The 17,680-nt window shown below is 71.1% G+C and carries 13 protein-coding genes and 1 pseudogene; 5 read left to right on the top strand and 9 right to left on the bottom strand.

Features of this window, described 5'->3' with window-relative positions:
* Positions 1–213: 213 nt before the first annotated feature.
* A complete protein-coding gene (locus AB0P17_RS27605; RefSeq protein ID WP_365814659.1) occupies positions 214–369 on the bottom strand; it encodes a VenA family class IV lanthipeptide in 156 nt (51 codons plus the stop codon).
* Positions 370–379: 10 nt separating this feature from the next.
* Positions 380–3,121, bottom strand: a complete 2,742-nt coding sequence (gene lanL / locus AB0P17_RS27600; RefSeq protein WP_365814657.1) for a class IV lanthionine synthetase LanL — start codon at positions 3,119–3,121, stop codon at positions 380–382.
* 332 nt (positions 3,122–3,453) lie between these two features.
* Between lanL and AB0P17_RS27595 the strand changes: the two genes are divergently transcribed.
* Positions 3,454–4,770 (top strand): MFS transporter, encoded by a 1,317-nt coding sequence (locus tag AB0P17_RS27595; protein WP_365814655.1) that lies wholly within the window; start codon positions 3,454–3,456, stop codon positions 4,768–4,770.
* Positions 4,771–4,833: 63 nt separating this feature from the next.
* On the opposite strand, the gene AB0P17_RS27590 is transcribed toward AB0P17_RS27595, so the two are convergent.
* From AB0P17_RS27590 to AB0P17_RS27580, 3 genes are all read right to left on the bottom strand, one after another.
* Entirely contained in the window at positions 4,834–6,177 is a 1,344-nt protein-coding gene (locus tag AB0P17_RS27590) for a caspase family protein (protein ID WP_365814653.1), read from the bottom strand.
* 5 nt (positions 6,178–6,182) lie between these two features.
* The gene (locus AB0P17_RS27585; protein ID WP_365814651.1) at positions 6,183–6,563 is read right to left on the bottom strand and encodes a hypothetical protein; all 381 of its coding nucleotides are present in this window, start codon (positions 6,561–6,563) and stop codon (positions 6,183–6,185) included.
* A 127-nt stretch (positions 6,564–6,690) separates the two neighbouring features.
* Positions 6,691–7,311 carry a TetR/AcrR family transcriptional regulator gene (locus AB0P17_RS27580; protein WP_365814649.1) on the bottom strand — a complete coding sequence of 207 codons (621 nt, stop codon included), beginning with the start codon at positions 7,309–7,311 and terminating at the stop codon, positions 6,691–6,693.
* A 111-nt stretch (positions 7,312–7,422) separates the two neighbouring features.
* On the opposite strand from AB0P17_RS27580, the gene AB0P17_RS27575 reads away from it, so the two are divergent.
* Positions 7,423–9,651, top strand: coding sequence for a 2Fe-2S iron-sulfur cluster-binding protein (locus AB0P17_RS27575; protein WP_365814647.1), 2,229 nt, complete (start codon positions 7,423–7,425; stop codon positions 9,649–9,651).
* Positions 9,652–9,736: 85 nt separating this feature from the next.
* Here the strand turns inward: AB0P17_RS27575 and AB0P17_RS27570 are convergent, their stop codons facing one another.
* Complete coding sequence (locus AB0P17_RS27570; RefSeq protein WP_365814645.1) at positions 9,737–10,069, bottom strand: antibiotic biosynthesis monooxygenase; 333 nt, start codon at positions 10,067–10,069, stop codon at positions 9,737–9,739.
* 128 nt (positions 10,070–10,197) lie between these two features.
* Here AB0P17_RS27570 and AB0P17_RS27565 point away from each other — a divergent pair.
* From AB0P17_RS27565 to AB0P17_RS27555, 3 genes and pseudogenes are all read left to right on the top strand, one after another.
* Positions 10,198–10,569: pseudogene (locus tag AB0P17_RS27565) on the top strand (recombinase family protein); the annotation flags it as partial.
* A complete protein-coding gene (locus AB0P17_RS27560; RefSeq protein ID WP_365814668.1) occupies positions 10,543–11,511 on the top strand; it encodes a recombinase family protein in 969 nt (322 codons plus the stop codon). The pseudogene AB0P17_RS27565 and the gene AB0P17_RS27560, both read left to right, overlap by 27 nt.
* Positions 11,512–11,845: 334 nt before the next feature.
* A complete protein-coding gene (locus tag AB0P17_RS27555; RefSeq protein WP_365814643.1) occupies positions 11,846–12,694 on the top strand; it encodes an aminoglycoside phosphotransferase family protein in 849 nt (282 codons plus the stop codon).
* A gap of 100 nt (positions 12,695–12,794) precedes the next feature.
* On the opposite strand, the gene AB0P17_RS27550 is transcribed toward AB0P17_RS27555, so the two are convergent.
* The 3 genes from AB0P17_RS27550 to AB0P17_RS27540 all read right to left on the bottom strand — a co-directional run bounded on the left by AB0P17_RS27550 (position 12,795) and on the right by AB0P17_RS27540 (position 17,605).
* Positions 12,795–13,985: an alginate lyase family protein gene (locus tag AB0P17_RS27550; protein WP_365814641.1), complete on the bottom strand. Its 1,191-nt coding sequence runs from the start codon at positions 13,983–13,985 to the stop codon at positions 12,795–12,797.
* 177 nt (positions 13,986–14,162) lie between these two features.
* Complete coding sequence (gene proP / locus AB0P17_RS27545) at positions 14,163–15,692, bottom strand: glycine betaine/L-proline transporter ProP (RefSeq protein WP_365814665.1); 1,530 nt, start codon at positions 15,690–15,692, stop codon at positions 14,163–14,165.
* A 194-nt stretch (positions 15,693–15,886) separates the two neighbouring features.
* Positions 15,887–17,605, bottom strand: coding sequence for an enoyl-CoA hydratase-related protein (locus AB0P17_RS27540; RefSeq protein ID WP_365814639.1), 1,719 nt, complete (start codon positions 17,603–17,605; stop codon positions 15,887–15,889).
* Positions 17,606–17,680 lie beyond the last annotated feature (75 nt).

Raw genomic sequence — 17,680 nt, 5'->3', positions numbered from 1 at the left:
GGTGGCTGTCCCGGGACAGCCACCGGCCGGATGGTTGGTGCTGCCCGACCTAGGTGCTCCTCCCGGCAAGCTTTGCCCCGTCGCGCCGCCCAGCACGCACGCTCGCGGCGTTGGCCAAAAGTCCTGGTAGCTCCGCTGCGAGGACTTCCGGCCGCCTTGCGATCGCACGCCCTGGACGACGCTCCTTCGGGGCAAACATTGCCGGTCGCGGCACTAGGCGCAGCTGATGCCGATACAGATCGTGTTGAGCAGCGTCAGGAGGCCGACGCAGTCACACGTCGCGGCGAACGGCGCTCCGTCGGCCCCGACGGGGTCGGTCTCCGGAAGGGCGTGGAGCTGGGCCAGCAGTTCGAGGTCCTGGTTCTCCATGACTTTCTCCTTATCTCAGAGGTGGCGGCAGACTTCCTGCCGCTCGGACCGGCAGCTGGACCGTCCAGTGCCGGGGATCGGTGTGACGGGTCCGCAGGAGGAAGGCCAGGATTCCGGCGGACCCGTCGCTCCAACTGGCCGAGATCTCCCCGTACTCGTTGGGGAAGACCACGTGGCCGCGGCGCTCGGCCCGCTCGGCGACGATGAGGCGGGCCAGTTCGTCGGCCGTGGCGCGGTAGGCGGGATCGCCGGTGGCGTCGGCCAGGTCGAGCAGGAAGTCACCGTTGCCCGCCAGCCCGTGGCACTGGGTGAGGGCGGCGCGGGAGGCGCGTTCGGTGACGGCCCGGGTGCCGCGCCGGGCGAGGTCGCCGAACCGGTCGTCACCGGTGACCTGCCACAGCCGGACGAGGAAGGTGCCGATGCCCGCCGCGCCGTGGCACCAGTACGGGGCCGTGGGCACATCCGCGGTCTGGGCGGGCCACTGGGCCGCCTCGCCGACGCGTACGGCGTGGGCCAGCAGGTGCTCGCCGACCTCCACCGCCAGCTCCATGTGGGCGGGGCACCGGGTGACGACCGCGGCGGAGAGGAGGAAGCAGCCGATGCCGGCCGCCCCGTGGGCGAAGCCGAGGTAGCTCTTGCCGGCCTCCGCGGAAATGGCTTCCGCGGGAACCGGCCAGCTCACTCCGGACGGTTCGCGCCGTGCGGCGGAGGCCAGCCGGTCGGCGGCGTCGGCGGCCAGTTCGGCGAAGCGCGGGTCACCGGTGCGGTGCCACAGGTGGAGGGCGCCCATTCCACTGCCCGCGGTGCCATGGGTGATGTCGTGGTGGGGCGTGGACTGCTGCGGTGCCAGCGCCAGCGCCAGCGCGTGGTCCATGAGCCGCCGGTCGTCGACGGCGCGTCCGGCGTCGTACAGCGCCCAGGCGGTACCCCGGCCGCCGAAGTGCAGACCGGGGCGGGTGGAGCGGGTGTCGGTGCGGTCCGCGATCCAGCGGCCCGCGGTGGAGACCAGCCCGGGCAGGCGGGGGTCGCCGGTGAGTTCGCCGTACCGCGTCAGTACCGCCAGGACGCCGGCCGCGCCCTGCTGCACGGTGCAGGGGCCGGTCTCCCCGGCCAGGGTGGACACGGGCCACAGCCGCCGGTCGTCGGCCGGGGTCATCGACTCGACGAGGTGGTCCACGATCCCGGTCACCGCGTCGTACGGGTCGTACGGGTCGTACGGGTCGTACGGGTCGTACGGGTCGTACGGGTCGTCCCGCCGTGCTGGGCGGCCCGCGGGGCGGGACCCGGACCGTACCGGGGCCGCCGTCCGGAGAGCCGCGCGGGCCCGCGCCGGGCACCAGCGTTCGGCGGGATCGTCCTTCATCAGCCCGAGGATCATCTCCACCACGCCGTCGGACAGTTGAAGGGGCCCGGCGCAGGCGGTCAGCCAGGCGGCGAGCCGCTCCTCGGCGGGTCTGGTGTCCGGCTCCTCGGACAGCAGGTTCGGTACTTTCCCGGCCAGGACGAAGCACACGGTGGCGCCGAGGCTGTAGTAGTCGGCCGTCGCGGAGACAGGGACGTCGGCCAGACGCTCGGGGGCGCTGAAGCCGGGGGTTCCCACCCGGGTCGGCAAGGGGGAGTCGTCCTCCAGGACGGCCAGTTCCAGGTCGATGAGACGCAGTTCGCCGTCCGGGGTGACCATGACATTGCCGGGTGTGAGGTCCCGCAGGACACAGCCGTGGGCGTGGGCCGCCGCGACCAGGTCCACCAGACGTGCGACCGTGGCCGCCGCGTCGACGCGGTAGCGCTCGCCTCCGGTGTCGCGGAAGTGCTCGGCGACCCACGTGCGCAGGCTGACACCCGGGACCTCGCTCTGCGCCAGGAACAGATGCCGGCCGTGCTCGAAGAGCGCCAGCGCCTCCGGCGCCAGCCCCGTGCCCTTGAGCTTCTCCAGCGTCCGGGCCTCGGCCCGCAGCCAGTCGCGGACGTCGCGGCCGGAGGCGTCGGCCTCCACATGCGGCCGCGTCTCCTTGATCACCACGGGGACGCCCGTGCGGACGTCCGTACCCCGGTACACACCCCCCTTGTTGGTGTGCCGGATCGCCTCCCGTACGGCGAAACGGCCGCCCAGCAGCACCGGACCGCTCGCCGTGTCCGCCGTGCGCGACGCAACGGGAACCGCGGTGGGAAACGGGGAGACCGCCCAAGGCGGCGGTGAATACCGGCCGGTGCGCTTGTCCTCCACGGGATTGCCGTCGGGGTCCTCGATGAACCACACCAGCAGGCCCTCGTCCGACAGCCGCCGCCGCCCGACGAAGGAGCCGTAGCGGTAGTGCACCAGGCTGTACGGGGCATACGGCTGGTCGGACAGGATCCGGGGCCCGGCCAGTCCGGCGGTGGCCCGGTGCAACTCCCGGGCGAGCCGGGCCGCGTCGGCGTCGGAGCACGGATAGACGGTGATGAACTTGCCCGAGCTTCCCCGGGGCGTGGCACGGGAGTTGAGCGCACTCACCTGGTCGACCGACCGGGCGAACTTGAACGCCGACTCGTCCCGCAGCAGTACGTCCAGTGCCTTCGCGAGGACCGTCGGGGCGGAGGCGGCCGTAGCCGACACATGCAGTTTCCAGCCCTGTTCCCGCCGGTTGCCCGACCGCGGGGCGGCGCGGCACCACATCTCGTCGGTATCGGTGGTCCAGCGCGCCCCCGTACCCGTGGCGTGCAGCGCGTGACGGAGAAGGCTTTCCAGCTCGGCTTGGGTTGCGTGGCTCGTCATGAGTGTCCCTCTCAACGGTGGGAACCGCTGGTTCCGAACGTGCCCATGTCACATGGGCGGACAACACGAGCCCGGTCGGCATCACTGGAATCAGCGAGCGTGCGTGTTGTTCTCCCGCCGGGCGGCGCCGCCCGGCGCGGGAGAGGCGCACGGATACCCGCACGGACACCCGCACTGGAGGCCGGGCGCCCGAGGAACGCCGGCACTCCGGGACACAACCCGCCGTTGTGGCCGACGGCTCCGCGGTTGTTTGATCCCGGGCCGCGAGGCTCGCTTTGATGCTCCTGCGCCGCGGACCGGTGGCGCGGTGTGAGCGGCGAGGAGCGTCAGGCATGAGGAGCGGGCAACGGCCGGGACGGCTGCCCGGACACCGGCCGGGAGATCGGCCCGGTCACCGGCTGGGGCGGCGGTTCGGATGGCTCTGGGGGGCGTACGGGGCCAGCGCGCTCGGCACCTGGCTCGCCTTCGGCGCGTTCCCGCTGATCGCCATCGAGGTGCTGGACGCCGGACCCGCCGAGGTCGCCGCCCTCTCCTCCGTGGGGGCCGCGGTGGGCGCGGCCGTGGCGGTGCCGCTCGGCCCGTGGGTGGAGTTCCGCCGCAAGCGGCCGGTGCTGATCGCGATGGACCTGGTGCGGTTCGCCGCGCTGCTGACGATCCCCGCCGCGTACGCGCTCGGCGTGCTCACCTTCCTTCAGCTCCTGCTGGTCTCGGTCGTCGTCGCGGCGGCCGACATCACCTTCCGCGCCGCCTCCGGCGCGTACCTGAAGACGCTGCTGCCGGCCGAGGACCTGCTCGTCGCCAACGCCCGGTTCGAGTCCACGGCCTGGACCACCACGATCATCGGACCGCCGCTGGGCGGCGCGGCGATCGGGCTCCTCGGCCCGTTGGCGACGGTGGTGGCCGACGCGGTCAGCTACCTGCTCTCGGCCCTGGGCATCCGCGCGATCGGCGGGCACGAACCGCGGCCCGAGCGCCGGGACGCGGCGCCCATGCGGGCCGGGGACCTGCTCGACGGCTGGCGGTACATCCTCGCCGACGCGACGCTGCGACCGCTGTTCCTCAACACCGCCGTGTTCAACGGCCTGGTGATGGCCGCCCAGCCGCTGCTGGCCGTCCTGATGCTCGGCGACCTCGGATTCACCCCCTGGCAGTACGGTCTCGCCTTCGCGGTGCCCTCGATCGGCGGGCTGCTCGGTTCGTGGCTGGCCCGGCCGCTCGCCACCCGGTTCGGACAGCACCAGGTCCTCGTCGTGGCGGGGGCGCTGCGCGCGGTCTGGCCCGTCGGCCTGGTCTTCCTGGGACCGGGCACCGGAGGGCTGCTGCTGGTGATCGGCGTCGAGCTCGGACTCATCTTCTGCTGCGGGCTCTTCAACCCCGTCTCCGCCACCTACCGCCTCGAACGCACCGCGGCCGACCGGGCCGCCCGCACCCTGTCCGCCTGGATGGTGACGACCAAGGCCGCGACCGCGCTCCTGACCGCCCTCTGGGGCGTCCTGGGCAGCCTGCTCGGCCCGCGTACGGCCATCGGCCTGGCCGGCGTCCTCCTCCTGGCGACCCCGCTGCTGCTTCCCCGCCGGGCGCCGGCGCGCCCCCGCGAACCGGAGCGGACACCGGGCCGCACCCGGTCTCCGCGCGGAGACACCGGGTGAAGGCCCGTTCGTTCCGGGCCGTCCGACCGGTCTCGGACAGGACCAGGCGGGTCCCGGACAAGATCAGGCGGGAAACCGGGGATCCATGTCGATGAGTTCGCGATGTGAACGGAACAGGGGCCCGCCAAGACGTTCCACGGCCCGGCGCAGCACCACCGGATCGGCGTCGACGGAGCTGAGTTGGCAGATCCCGATGTAACCGAAGTCTCGCAGCTCCGGGTAGTCGGCGGGCAGCACGGAGGTATTGTCGGGCCGTGCGGCCGTCGGGCGTGGGCGGACCACCAGAATCCGGGACACGGTTCTGCTGCTGCCCGAGCTGCCCATCCGGTAGGTGAACTGGCGCAGCACACCGAGATAGTCGATGTCCTGCCACGGGATGCGCCATGCGGTGCGGTAGAGCTCCAGGGTCAGTCCCGTCCCGTCGACCGTGAGAACCCACGGTTTCTCCCGCGCCGCCGTGGCCGCTCCCCAGGCGAGGAGCAGCAGCAACAGTTCCGGGACGGCGGCACCTGCCACAGCGCTCGGCTCAAGCTCCACGGCGTAACCGAGCCCGCCGGCCAGGAGGACCAACACGGAGCTCAGGCAGGCGAACCAACGGCGTCTGGCGGGGCTTGTCCTCTTGGCGAAGCGTACGTGTGACGGGCCCTCGGGCTGCCGGCTCACCGGATGTTCCTCGACGGGGCCCATGACCAGAACGAGGTCACTGGCGGCGTTCACCGAACGGCGCTGCGGACGGGGCAGTCCCCGCCCGGCCAGATCGCGGTCCACGTACGCGTAGATCGCGTCCAGGGTGAGCGGGCCCGGCGCGTGGAGCGCTCCCAGCAAGGCTTCGGTGAAGGCGGTGTACGTGGCGCCCGGCGGCGCGTGCGAGGGAGCGGTGGCGGTCGTGGAGGTGAGGGTGAACGTACCGGTCACGTCGAGCTGGCCGGCGACGAGGCTGTCCGGCGTGCTCATCGCCGCCACGGCCCGGCCGGAGAAGCAGCAGTCGAGTATCAGGACCCTGGCTCCGGCGCGGGCGCGTGACAGTTCACGCTTGACGACTTCCAGCGGTACGGCGGTGTAGGCGACGTTGTCGGGCTCCGCGTCGGCCAGGGCGAGGTGCAGCAACCCGTCCTCGTCCAGCAGCCCGTGGCCTGTGTAGTAGACCAACAGGAGATCAGTGGCCTCACGCCGCGCCCCGGCCATCGCGCTCCCGAGTGCCGCCTTGTCGAGCGGCTGGTCCTGGGTTCCCAGGACCAGGCAGTGCTCGGCGGGGAGCAGACCGTGCTCCCCGGTCAGGACCTCCCGCAAGGCGGTGAGGTTGTTCCGTACGGACGGTATCTCCGCGAGGTCCGCGGAACTGTAGGCGGGTACGCCGATCAGCACGGCCCGCGAGGCTCGTCCGTCGGGAATCCACGGGTCCGGCATCGGCCTCAGTCGCGGGATCGGTCGAGCAGGGCCACGACCTCACCGATGACGTGCTCGGGATCGGCTGCCCGGCGCACATCCACCTCGACGCGGCGGCCGTCCGCCGAGACGACCGACACCTTGACATCCGCACGGCGCTGGATCAGCCAGGTCGACAGCGACCGGGCGAGCACGGCTCCGGCGCCGCCCGACCCCAGTGCCACCGCCACCACGTCGAGGGCTACTCCCATGTGACCGGGCTCCGGCGCGCGTTGCCGCAACGCCAGACGGCCACGGAGGACGTCTTCCAGCGCCAGCCAGTCGCGCAGTGCCAGCAGATGCGTCTCGGCATCGTCGCCGGACACCGTCAATTCCAGTTCGGGAGTCGCCGTATCCGCCTGGGTCATGCCGGCCATCATGCCAGCTGTCCCCCGGCCCGCTAACGTTGCCGACGACGGTTTCGAGGCGCGGACGTCCACCCCCGCCGCCTTCCGATGCGGACGAGCCAAGGGGGCGGACCGCGCGGGTGAGCGGCTACTGATCGCCGCGCAGATAACGAGTGACCATGTCCACCAGTTCGTTCTCGAACGTCTCGACCGGGACCTTCCGCGGGTCGGCCATGAGCCGGTGCGTATTCACCTCCACCGTGAACAGGATCAACTCGGTCGCGGTGTCGAGGTCTTGTACGCGGACGTCCGGATGCCGGGCGAGGATGTCGCGGACCTGCTCGTTGCGCTTCTTTCCGTGCCGGTCGACCGCGTCGATGAGTTCCTGCGAGAGCGACGCCTCCTCGATCATGATCCGCAGCAGCTTCGGATCGTCGCGGTGGTTGTCGATCGCGTCGCGGACCAGCGCCCGCACCGTCGTCTCCAGGCCCCCGGCGGACAGATCGAGCTGGTCGGCCTGCCTCCACACACCGCGGTCGATGTGCCGTATCAGCAACTCGCCCAGGATGGCGTCCTTGTTCGGGTAGTACTGGTACAGCGATCCGATGGAAACACGCGCGTGTTCGGCGATGCGGTTGGTGGTGCCGGCGGCGTAGCCGTACTCGGCGAAAACGTGAGCAGCGGCGGTGAGGATCCGTTCCCGGGTGAGCTCGGCACGCACCTGGCGAGGCTTGCGACGTGGCTGAAGCCGGCGGTCGGCTGACGGCATGGGGGAAGCCTCCTCGGGCACGAAAAGCGAGTAGCCAGAGAGCTGAGCTATTGCTCACAATACTGCCATGAACTGCGAAGACACTGCCGCGCCCGATACGGGTGGCGCCCCGTGAAGGAACCCTCCCGGCTGAGTGCAACGCGCACGGAGCAAGCACAGCGGCCCGGCCCCCCGCGCCGGCTGACGACGGTGGACGAGGTCGAGGCGACCGTCGGCCGCCCGGCTCCGGTGGTCATGCTCAAACAGATCAGCGGACTCGACGAGGGCTGCCGGACCGTCCTCGCCCGGTGCCCGGTCGCGGCCCTCGGCTACCGGGACGCCGACGGCACCGCCAGGACGACCTTCATCGGCGGCAGGCCGGGGTTCGCCCGCGTCGACTCGCCCACGCGGATCTCGTTCTCCCTGCCAGGACCCGGCGATCCGTACGGTCCCGTCTCGCTCTTCTTCCTCCTGCCCGGCGTCGGGGAGATCCTGCGCGTCAACGGCTCGGTCACCGCGCGGAAGGGCGCGGAGACGACCGTCGGCATCGAGGAGGCGTACGTGCACTGCGCGCAGGCCGTCCTCCGGTCCCGCCTGTGGCAGCCGCCCACCCCATCCGCCACGACCGCCCCGGCCACCACCGAGCTCGCGGGAGACGGACCCCTGCGCGGCCCCGGCGTCGCCGAGTTCCTGGCCACGGCACCGTTCCTCGCCTTGTCCACCTGGGACTCCTCCGGCGGCAGCGATACGAGTCCGCGCGGCGACCGGCGGGCGGCGGCACGGATCCTGGACAGCCGTACGCTCGTCATCCCGGACCGCAAGGGCAACAAGCGCGCCGACACGCTCCACAATCTGCTGCGGGACGACCGGCTCTCCCTCGCCGCGCTCGTCCCCGGGCGCAGCGGTGTGCTGCACGTCCGCGGCCGTGGCGCGATCACCGACGACCCCGCGCTGCTGGAGACGATGGCGCTGCGCGGGATGCCCCCGCACCTGGCGCTGCTCATCGACGTCGAGCACGCCGAGGTGACCGGCAACGACGCCGTGGCGCGCGCACGGCTGTGGACTCCGGGAGCGCACCTCGACCGCGCCACGGCACCGGACCTGATGGCCATGGCGGGAGAACACCTCGCCGCCAACACGTCGAGAGCCGCGGGCGGCCCACCCGCGTTCCTGCTCAAGGCCGTCGGGGCGATCCCGGGGATCGACCGGTTGCTGCGACTGGTGATGAACCGCGCCTACCGCTCCGGACTGCGCGAGGAGGGGTACGAGGACACCGGGACCGGCACGGCCGGCCGGCGGCGTGGCCTCCCGCGGCGGCGGCCCGCCGGCGCCGGCGCACCGGGGGCCCTCTTGCGGGAGGTACGCGTCGCCGAGGTGCGCCGGGAGACACCGAGTGCGGTCACTCTCGTACTGGAGGACGCCGACGGGAAGCCGCGGCCGTTCGCGTTCCGGCCCGGCCAGTTCTTCACGCTCGTCGCCGACATCGACGGCCGCCCGGTGCGGCGGGCCTACTCCGCCTCGTCGGCGCCCGGGGCGTCCCGGCTGGAGGTCACCGTCAAGCACGTCGCGGGCGGCCGGTTCTCCACCCACGTGCACCAGGGTCTGCGCGCGGGGGACCGCCTCGCGGTGCGCGGCCCGTCGGGGTCCTTCCACGGCGGACCGCGGCCCCCGGGCGAGACCGTGCTCATCGCGGCGGGCAGCGGTGTGACGCCCATGATGAGCATGATCCGGACGCGGCTCGCCGTCCGTGCGGGCCGTGACCGGATCGCGCTGCTCTACAGCAGCCGCAGCGCGGAGGAGATCATCTTCTCCGGCGAGCTGACCCGGCTGGCGAAGGACCGTCCCGACCGGCTCTCGGTCACCCACGTCCTGACCCGCGCGGATGGCCGGCTCGACGCGGCCGGCGTGCGTCGTTGGATCACCGGCCTGTCGCCGTCCCCGGACGCCCACTACTTCGTCTGCGGCCCCGAACCACTGATGGACGCCGTCCAGGGTGTCCTGGCCGGGCTCGGGGTCCCGGACGAGGCGGTCCACCACGAGCGCTACGCCGGCGGGGCGGACACCGGGACCGCGACGACCGTGCCGCGGCGGATGACCGTAGAGAAGGACGGGGAACCGGTCGGCGCGGTGGTGGTCGAGCCCGGCCAGACCCTCCTCGACGCGGGACTCGCCGCGGGGCTGCCGATGCCGCACTCCTGCACGGTGGGGAACTGCGGCGACTGCAGGGTGCGGCTGCGCGGCGGAGAGGTCGCGCAGAACGAGCCGAACTGCCTGACACCACGACAGAGAGCCGACGGCTATGTGCTGACGTGCGTGGGCTGCCCGCTGTCGGAGGTCACCCTCGACATCGCGGACCCGTGACCACGGACCGGTCCCGCCCCGCCTGCCGTGCCACCGGCGCGGGCGCCGGTCGGTCGGACGGTGAGCGGGGCGGGGCGGAGCCGTGCTACGCGTCCTTCGGCGCTGCCTGCTGCACGACCTCGAAGGACCACAGGGTGGACCCGCTCGCGGCCGGCTTGGGACGTTCACCGCCGTCCGCGCCACCGCCCTGGTGAGCCGCCTTCATGGGGCCTTCCATCCAGGCCTGGAAGGACGCCTCGTCCCGCCACCGTGTGTAGACGAGGTACTGGTCGGTGCCTTCGACGGGGCGGAGGAGTTCGAACCACTCGAATCCGTCGGAGTTCTCGACGGCGTGGGCACGGGAGGCGAAGCGCTTCTCCAGCGTCTCGCGCTGCTCGGAGGGGACGGTCAGTACGTTGATCTTTACTACGCCAGACACATGGCACCTCTCAGAAAGTACAGGCCAGGCGCTACACCTAGCCTTGATCACGTGCGAGCAGTCTCCTACATACGGCAGTCAAAGCGTCGTGAAGACGACTCCCAGGGTTCGCCCATGCCCAGCATGAGCGGTGCGCGTCACTGATCGCCTCCAAGGGGTGGAACGACTCGGGGCATTTCGAGGACGTGGGCAAGTCGGGCTGGGACCCGAGCGTCCACCGCCCCGGCTTCGAAGAGATGATGGCCGCTGTACGGGCCAGGCGCGTGGACGCCGTGATCATCTTCTCGCTGTCCCGGCTCACTCGGCGCGGGGCTCTCGAAGCCATGCGAATCATCGACGAGCTGGAGTCGTATGGCGTCCGACTGGTGAGCGTTGAAGAGCCGTATCTCGATACGTCCACCCCGGTCGGGGTCGGCATCCTGGCCATTATCGCGGGTCTCGCGCAGCAGGAATCCGACATGAAGTCCGCGTACGTGTCGGCGACGAAAGACACGCTGCGGCGGGCGGGCAGCCACGTGGCGGGAATCGCTCCGTACGGCTTCACGACGAAGCGCCGCACGAACGGCAAGCTGTCGGTCATCCGGCTCGTCCCCGATCCCGTGGAGGCCCAGTACGTCCGTGACATGGCCAAGTGGGCGGCGGACGGTATGTCTGCGGCGCAGATCGCCAAGCGGCTCAACGAGGATGCGGTGCCGACCAAGGCAGCGAGCTTGGGTGAGTCGGGTGTGAAGCGGCTCGCAGCGCGCCGTGCCCGGGGAACCTCTGAAGCGGTGGAGCGCCCTTCCTGGGTGTCGTCCACAGTGCTGCGCGTACTCAGGGACCCACGTCTTGCCGGGTATGCGATCGAGTGGCAGGGGCGCGTACAGGCGACTCGGGACGCTGACGGCCAGGAGGCGACGGACAACGTGACGGCGGGCCGGGTGTGGGCCCGTCTCATGGCCATGACCCCGGACGATCCAGAAGGCCTTGAGTGGCTGGCGGAGGCATCCCGACGGTTCGCCCACCAGGGCGAAACCTCTCAGCGAGAGGCTGAACGTACCGCTGTTCGGGCAGAGTTGGAGCACATAAGGGAATCGCGGCGCATCCTGCACGCGGACCGCCTGGCGGGGGTGTACGACGACACGACCGGAACACAGATGTTCCAGGAGTCCATGGCCCGACTCTCCGCGCATGAGCAGCGGACGGCAGAGAGGCTTGCCCAACTCGATTCAGCGGAAGTCCAGAGCATCCACATTCCGCATGAGTGGACCAGTCCGAACGGGGACCCGATCGGAGAGGGGTCTACCTGGGCGAGTTGGGACCTCAAGAGAAAACGAGAGTTTCTGGCGCTGTTCATTGACACGGTAAGGATCACCAAGTCGGTGGGCCGGGGGCGCAATGCGAACACATTGGACCGAGTGATCATCAAGTGGGCGGAGTCGCCGGAGGGAGAGGCCCTCTGAGTCACCCGAGCGCCGTTCGCGGCCCGTTGCCGGTATCCCCTCCGGTCGCGGGCCGTTCGGCGTTCCTGGGGGCGTGTGCGGCTTCTGGAGGCGTTGTCAGTGGATACGTTAATGGTTCACCTCTCCCCCCGCCACGAGAGGTGAGCAAGGCGGGCATCCCATGTGACTACATGGACCCCATCCTGCCGCACGACGGGTGGGAGGCGAGGAGCGGCTCGGGCGTGCCGGTGAGAACACGGTTCCGCCATCGGCGACTTGGTAGGGTGCGTGGGCTCACCGCTCGGGGAGTGGTGACAGTGCTCACCGGTGCTCACGGGAGAGGGGCCGCGCGACGATGCAGGCGTCAGAGGCTTCTCGTGCGGTGGCCGCGGCCAGGTCGACCGCCTCGTCGCTCGGCCTGACCGTCGACGACGTGATCGTCCTCCATGACTCGAACAAGCTCACGCTGCGCCTGCTGCCGTGTGACGTCGTGGCCCGGGTGGCACCCGCGGCGCACCAGGTCGCGCGGTTCGAGGTCGAGGTTGCTCAGCGGCTCGCGGCGTCCGGGTGTCCGGTGGCCGCTCTCGATCCCCGGGTGGCACCAGGCGTCTACGAGCGTGACGGTTTCGTGGTCACCCTGTGGACCCACTACGAACCCGTGACCCGCGAGGTCCCACCGGCCGACTACGCCCACGCGCTCAAGCGGCTGCACGCCGGTATGCGCGGACTCGATGTCCCGGCCCCGCGCTTCACGGACCGGGTCGAGGAGGCCCAGCGCCTCGTGGCCGACCGCGACCGCACTCCGGCGCTCGCCGACGCGGACCGGGAGCTGCTCGGCGACACGCTGCGGAACCTGGGACGAGCGATCGGCGAGCGCGGCGGCGCCGAGCAGTTGCTGCACGGCGAGCCGCACCCGGGCAACGTGCTCACCACGAGGAACGGCCCGCTGTTCATAGACTTCGAGACATGTTGCCGTGGGCCTGTCGAGTTCGACCTCGCCCATGCCCCCGAAGAAGTCGGCGCGCACTATCCCGGCGTCGACCACGACCTGCTGCGCGAGTGCCGGATCCTCATGCTGGCGATGATCACCACATGGCGCTGGGACCGGGGAGACCAATTCCCCGACGGGCGCCGGCTGGGCACGGAGTGGCTCGCGCGGATCCGGGCAGCACTCGATCGCGACGGTGGCGACCCTCGCGGCTGATCGCCCGGCCCGGATGTTCTCCGGACGCCGGGACGGCCTTCGCCCGACCGGCGCGTGCCGGCGAGGCCCACCGGTCAGGACGAAGGCCGTGACCAAGAGGTCAGTTGGGGTTGCTCGCGTGTGTGAGCGTCGTCCAGGCGCTGAAGTAGTTGTCCGTGCCGGACGGCCGGTGTGCCTCGGTGTACTTCTGGGTGTTGGACATGGCGATGCCGAGGCGGTTGTTGAGGGCGTTGAAACCGACCTCCGTGACCCGTCCGAGCCCCGTGCTCACGGAGCCGCCGCACAGCCAGGACGGCACGGCGGTGCCGTTCTCGTACGACGTGTGGAAGCCCAGCGCGTGGCGCAGCCGCTCCTGGATCTTCGGGTAGAGGTCCTGGCCCTGGATGCGGCTGGTTTCCGCGATGTCCGCGATCGAGGCGATGCCCCAGCCCGTGTGGCCGAAGTCGCGGCAGGTCTCCTGCGAGAGGCCGTCGGTGAAGGTGCTCTGCCCCTGCCAGTACGTGATGATCTCGGCGCTCGTGTCGATGCTGCTGCCCGCCGGCGGGTGGGGCAGGTCGCCGTCACCGTTCACGTAGACGTACGCGGGGACCCGGGCGAGGTAGGTGGCGACGGCCTTGTCGTAGGCGGCGCGGTCCTCGATGAAGACCGAGATACCGATCGCCGCCTCGGTCATGACCAGTTCCCAGTTGCCGTTCTTGGTCGCCGCGCCGTTGATCACCTCGGGCAGGTACACGTCCCGCAGCATGGTGGCGAAGCGGTTGGCGCCCGGCCAGCCGCCGTCGTACGTGTACTTGATGATCTCGGCGGCGCGCGGCCACGTCGACCCGGACCAGCCGCTCTGCAGCGGGGCGTTGCTGTTGGTGTGGTCCGTGATGGTCGCGGACCAGGCGTCCATGATCTCGATCGACTTCTTCGCGTACCGGCTGTCCCGGGTGAAGTACCAGGCGAGCGCGTCGGTGTAGGCCGCGATGGCGTCCTGACGCTCGTCGGTGCAACCGTAGTTGGGGTTGGACGACGAGCCGCACTCGACGACGGCCCGCGGCTTGGCGGTACGCGACAGCGAGGCGTACGAACTGGCCATCATGCCGTCGTACGCGGCCTTCCAGGGCTGCTGGCCGGCCTGCACCCTGGACCGGGCGAAGTCGAGTTGCGCCCGGCTCACCAGCACACCGGGGTGGGTGAAGGCGGCGGGCGCGGCCGTCGCCCCCGGGGCGGGGCCGGTGAGCTGGAGGCTCAGCAGTCCGGCCAGCAGGGCGAGCACGCTGAGCAGCGCGGTTCTGGTTCGTGTCATTCGACGATCCCTCGATTCACGAATGAGAACACAGTTCCTCAATACGGACGAGCTGGTCCGGACCGTAAAGGGGTTTCGTGGACATGTCAATACATGGCGCAACTATTCCGGGAGAAGACGGATGTGGGCGGACGGGCGGACCGACGGACAGGTCCCGGGAGGACGCTCGTACGATCGTCAGCGGGCATCGCCGTCACCGTGCGTGGTGTGGTGGCCCCATGGGTGGCGCAGCCGGATCCATACATCCCTCGCCCGACGGCCCGCCTCGGTCCTGCTGCGGGCCACCAGTTCCTGGGCCTGTTCCTCGCTCTCCACCATCGGCCCGGAGCCCTTCAGCGGCTTGCCCGCCGTCTCGTGCAGGAAGAGCGTGGAGATCAGTCCGACGACCCCGGCCGCCATGAGGTAGTAGGCCGGGACCATCGTGCTGCCCGTCGCCTCGACCAGGCTGGAGACGACCAGCGGAGTGGTGCCGCCGAAGAGGGAGACGGAGATGTTGAAGGAGATCGACAGAGCCCCGTAGCGCAGCCGGGTGGGAAAGAGCGCGGGCAGGGTCGAGGCGGACGTTCCGGCGAAACACACCAGCAGCAGGCCGAGGATCAGACAGCCGAGAGCGGGCAGCAGAATGCCACCGGCCCTGATGAGCAGGATCGCGGGCGCGGCGAGCGCGATCAGCGCGATGCTGCCCGCCATGAACACGGGGCGGCGGCCCCAGCGGTCGGAGGTCCGGCCCACGGTGGTGATGGTGAGCACCACCACGATCATGGTGCCCAGGATCAGCAGCTGGGCGGTGAGCGGGTCCTCTCCCAGGGTCTCCGCCATGAACGTCGGCAGGTAGGAAGTCACCATGTAGTTGGTGACGTTGTAGAGCAGCACCAGCCCCATGCAGATCAGGACGGCTTCCCAGTGCCGGGTGAAGATCTCCTTCAGGCGTCCTTTGCCGGACTGCCGGGCGTCCTCGGTGGGGTCCTCCGCGCCGGACTGCTGTCTCGCCTGCTCGGCCTGCTCGGCCGCCTGCTGGAAGGCGGGGGTCTCCTCCAGCCGCAGCCGCATGTAGAGGCCGATGAGACCGAGCGGTCCGGCGACCAGGAACGGCAGCCGCCACCCCCACTGCACCATGCCGTCGTTCCCGAGGAGGGCCGTCAGGAGGGTGACGAGGCCGGAGCCGAGCGAGTAGCCGACGAAGGTGCCGAAGTCGAGCCAGCTGCCGAGGAATCCGCGCCGTCTGTCGGGGGCGTACTCGGCGATGTAGGTGGTGGCACCCGCGTACTCGCCGCCGGTGGAGAAGCCCTGGACCAGGCGGCAGAGGAGCAGCAGGAGCGGCGCGGCCAGGCCGAGGGTGGCGTATGCGGGCAGCAGTCCCACGGCGAAGGTGCTGACCGCCATCATGATCATGGTGGCCGCGAGGACCCGCTTACGGCCGATGCGGTCGCCGAGCGGGCCGAACACCAGCCCGCCCAGCGGGCGCACGAGGAAGGCCGCGGCGAAGGTGGCGAAGGTGGAGACCACCTGGGTCGCGGGCGAACTCGACGGGAAGAAGACCTTGCCGAGCGTGCCCGCCAGATAGGCGTACACACCGAAGTCGAACCACTCCATGGTGTTGCCGAGGGCCGCCGCGGACACCGCCCTGCGCACCTCGGGACGGTCGGTGACCGTCACGTCCTCGGCGCTGAGCGGCTGTTTGCTCCGGCGCAGCAGGATACGGAGCAGCCGGTCGGTGGCGGCGCTGCCTGCCCCGCCCGGCCGGCCGCCCCGCCGGGGTGGCTTCTTGCGGTGTCCGGTCCTCATGCCATCCCGTCCACAGGGCACATGTGAGGTGACGCATTATTCCCCTGACGCTCCCGGCCTGCGGGAACGGCGCCGGGGACCGCGTGTCCCACCCGGTCCGGTCGCGCCGAGGGCGGTCACGGCGCGGCGGTGGCGGCCTCGGCGTGTTCGGGGCGCGCGAGCGGCCGGGCGGGTCCGCCGGCGAGTTTGCGGACGAAGGCCGAGCGCAGCCTGTGGTACGGCGCCGTCGGGTCGAAGAAGATCCGGTGCATGCGGGCGAGTTCGTCGCGGCGGTGGTCGGCCAGGGGTCGGACGCTCTCGTCCCGCTCCCGCCTCGCCCGCTTGGCCGCGATACGCTCCGGCAGATCGGGTGCTGTCGCCAGCGCTGCGGCCATGTGCTCCACCTCGGCGGAGAAGCCGTACGGGGATACCGGGACCAGGCGGTCCACGAGGCCCATGCCGGCACCCGCGGAAGAACTCACCGGCAGTGCCTCCGTGGTGAGCCGCTCCGCCGTTCCGGGGCCGACCCGGCGGGGGAGCGAGTAGGTCCAGTATTCGGACCCGTAGAGCCCCATCAGCCGGTAGTGCGGGTTCAGGACGGCGCCCGTGCGGCACCAGACCTCGTCCGCCGCCAGGGCGAGCATGGCGCCTCCCGCGGCCGCGTTGCCGCCGAGTGCGGCGATCACCAGCCGGTCCGTCGTGCGGAGCACCGCCTCGACCAGGTCGTCCATCGCGTTGATGTTCGCCCAGGACTCGGCGGAGGGATCGGCCGCGGCCTCGATGGTGTTGAGGTGGATACCGTTCGAGAAGAAGTCGCGGGTGCCACCGAGCACCAGGACACGGGTGGGCCGGGTCAGCGCGAACCGGTAGGCCGCGAGCAGCCGTCGGCACTGGTCCGTGCTCATGGCGCCGCCCGGGAAACCGAAGCGCAGAAAGCCCACGTCATGGTGGTGCCGGTAGCGGATGTCCGCCCACGTGCGGCGCCGCTGGGGAAGTTCCAGCGGCGCGGGCACCTCGGGCACCCCCGTGAGCCGCTCGCCCAGCACCAGGGCGGCGGGGAGCCGGAACGTCGCCGGACCGCCGGGCCGGCGCCGGGGCCGTAGCTCGGGAATCCACACCGCCCCGTCGCCGGTGGCCCGGCACACCGCGCCCGCACGGGTCGCGAGGACATCCCCCGGGCGTCCGCGCAGCCGGTCCTCCGGGTGACCGCCGTGCAGGAAGAACTCATCGCCGAAGAGCGCGTCCAGCACGCCCGGGCGCGAGTCGGCTCCGCGCAGCTTCGTCAGTACCACCTCGGTGCCGTCCCGCCGCCAGTCGATCCGCCGGCGCTCCTGCCGGAAGACGTCCCGCCACACGATGTCCACCGAGGGATCGTCCTGGGGCAGGGGCTTGTAGGAGCCGCCGGCGTATCGCTCGACGGCCAGCAGGACCGCCGCCACCGCCGCGTCGGACGCCTCGTTGCGGTACAGCCCGCTCTTGCCGCCCGGCGTCACGTCGAACGGCACCGTCGCCCAGATGTCACCCGCGTCCATCTCCTCCTCTGCCTGGAGCACGGTCACACCCCACCGTGTCGCACCCGTGGCGATCGCCCAGTCGAGGGACGAGGGACCACGATCCCCGGGCGGGCCGGGATGGACGATCAGGCAGGTACGGGCCGCCCACACGTCCCTTGGGAGAGCGGTCCTGAGCATCGGGGCGATCAGCAGCTCGGGCCGCGCCTCGTGCACGGCCTCGCGGACCGCGTCGTCCCCGTGCGTGGCGAGCACGACGTCCACGCGGTGGGCCCGGTCGGACAGTTCGGCGTACACCCGTTGGGACAGACTGTTGAAGGCGCTGGCGACGAGGAGGATGTTCATGGCGCACGATCCTCACCGCGCTTCCCCCGGGCCGGAGGAACCACGCCGGGCGTCGCGGCCGGATTGCACCGGACG

It is taken from the genome of Streptomyces sp. NPDC088124 (assembly GCF_040685895.1).
Classification (GTDB): domain Bacteria; phylum Actinomycetota; class Actinomycetes; order Streptomycetales; family Streptomycetaceae; genus Streptomyces.
The sequence above is the reverse complement of the archived record's forward strand: the minus strand, read 5'-3'. Positions and strand labels throughout refer to the sequence as shown.

Bases quoted from the DNA above. Each gene is read 5' to 3' on its own strand.
- AB0P17_RS27605 (WP_365814659.1), bottom strand. From the start codon at position 369: ATGGAGAACCAGGACCTCGAACTGCTGGCCCAGCTCCACGCCCTTCCG.
- lanL (WP_365814657.1), bottom strand. From the start codon at position 3,121: ATGACGAGCCACGCAACCCAAGCCGAGCTGGAAAGCCTTCTCCGTCAC.
- AB0P17_RS27595 (WP_365814655.1), top strand. From the start codon at position 3,454: ATGAGGAGCGGGCAACGGCCGGGACGGCTGCCCGGACACCGGCCGGGA.
- AB0P17_RS27590 (WP_365814653.1), bottom strand. From the start codon at position 6,177: ATGCCGGACCCGTGGATTCCCGACGGACGAGCCTCGCGGGCCGTGCTG.
- AB0P17_RS27585 (WP_365814651.1), bottom strand. From the start codon at position 6,563: ATGACCCAGGCGGATACGGCGACTCCCGAACTGGAATTGACGGTGTCC.
- AB0P17_RS27580 (WP_365814649.1), bottom strand. From the start codon at position 7,311: ATGCCGTCAGCCGACCGCCGGCTTCAGCCACGTCGCAAGCCTCGCCAG.
- AB0P17_RS27555 (WP_365814643.1), top strand. From the start codon at position 11,846: ATGCAGGCGTCAGAGGCTTCTCGTGCGGTGGCCGCGGCCAGGTCGACC.
- AB0P17_RS27550 (WP_365814641.1), bottom strand. From the start codon at position 13,985: ATGACACGAACCAGAACCGCGCTGCTCAGCGTGCTCGCCCTGCTGGCC.
- AB0P17_RS27540 (WP_365814639.1), bottom strand. From the start codon at position 17,605: ATGAACATCCTCCTCGTCGCCAGCGCCTTCAACAGTCTGTCCCAACGG.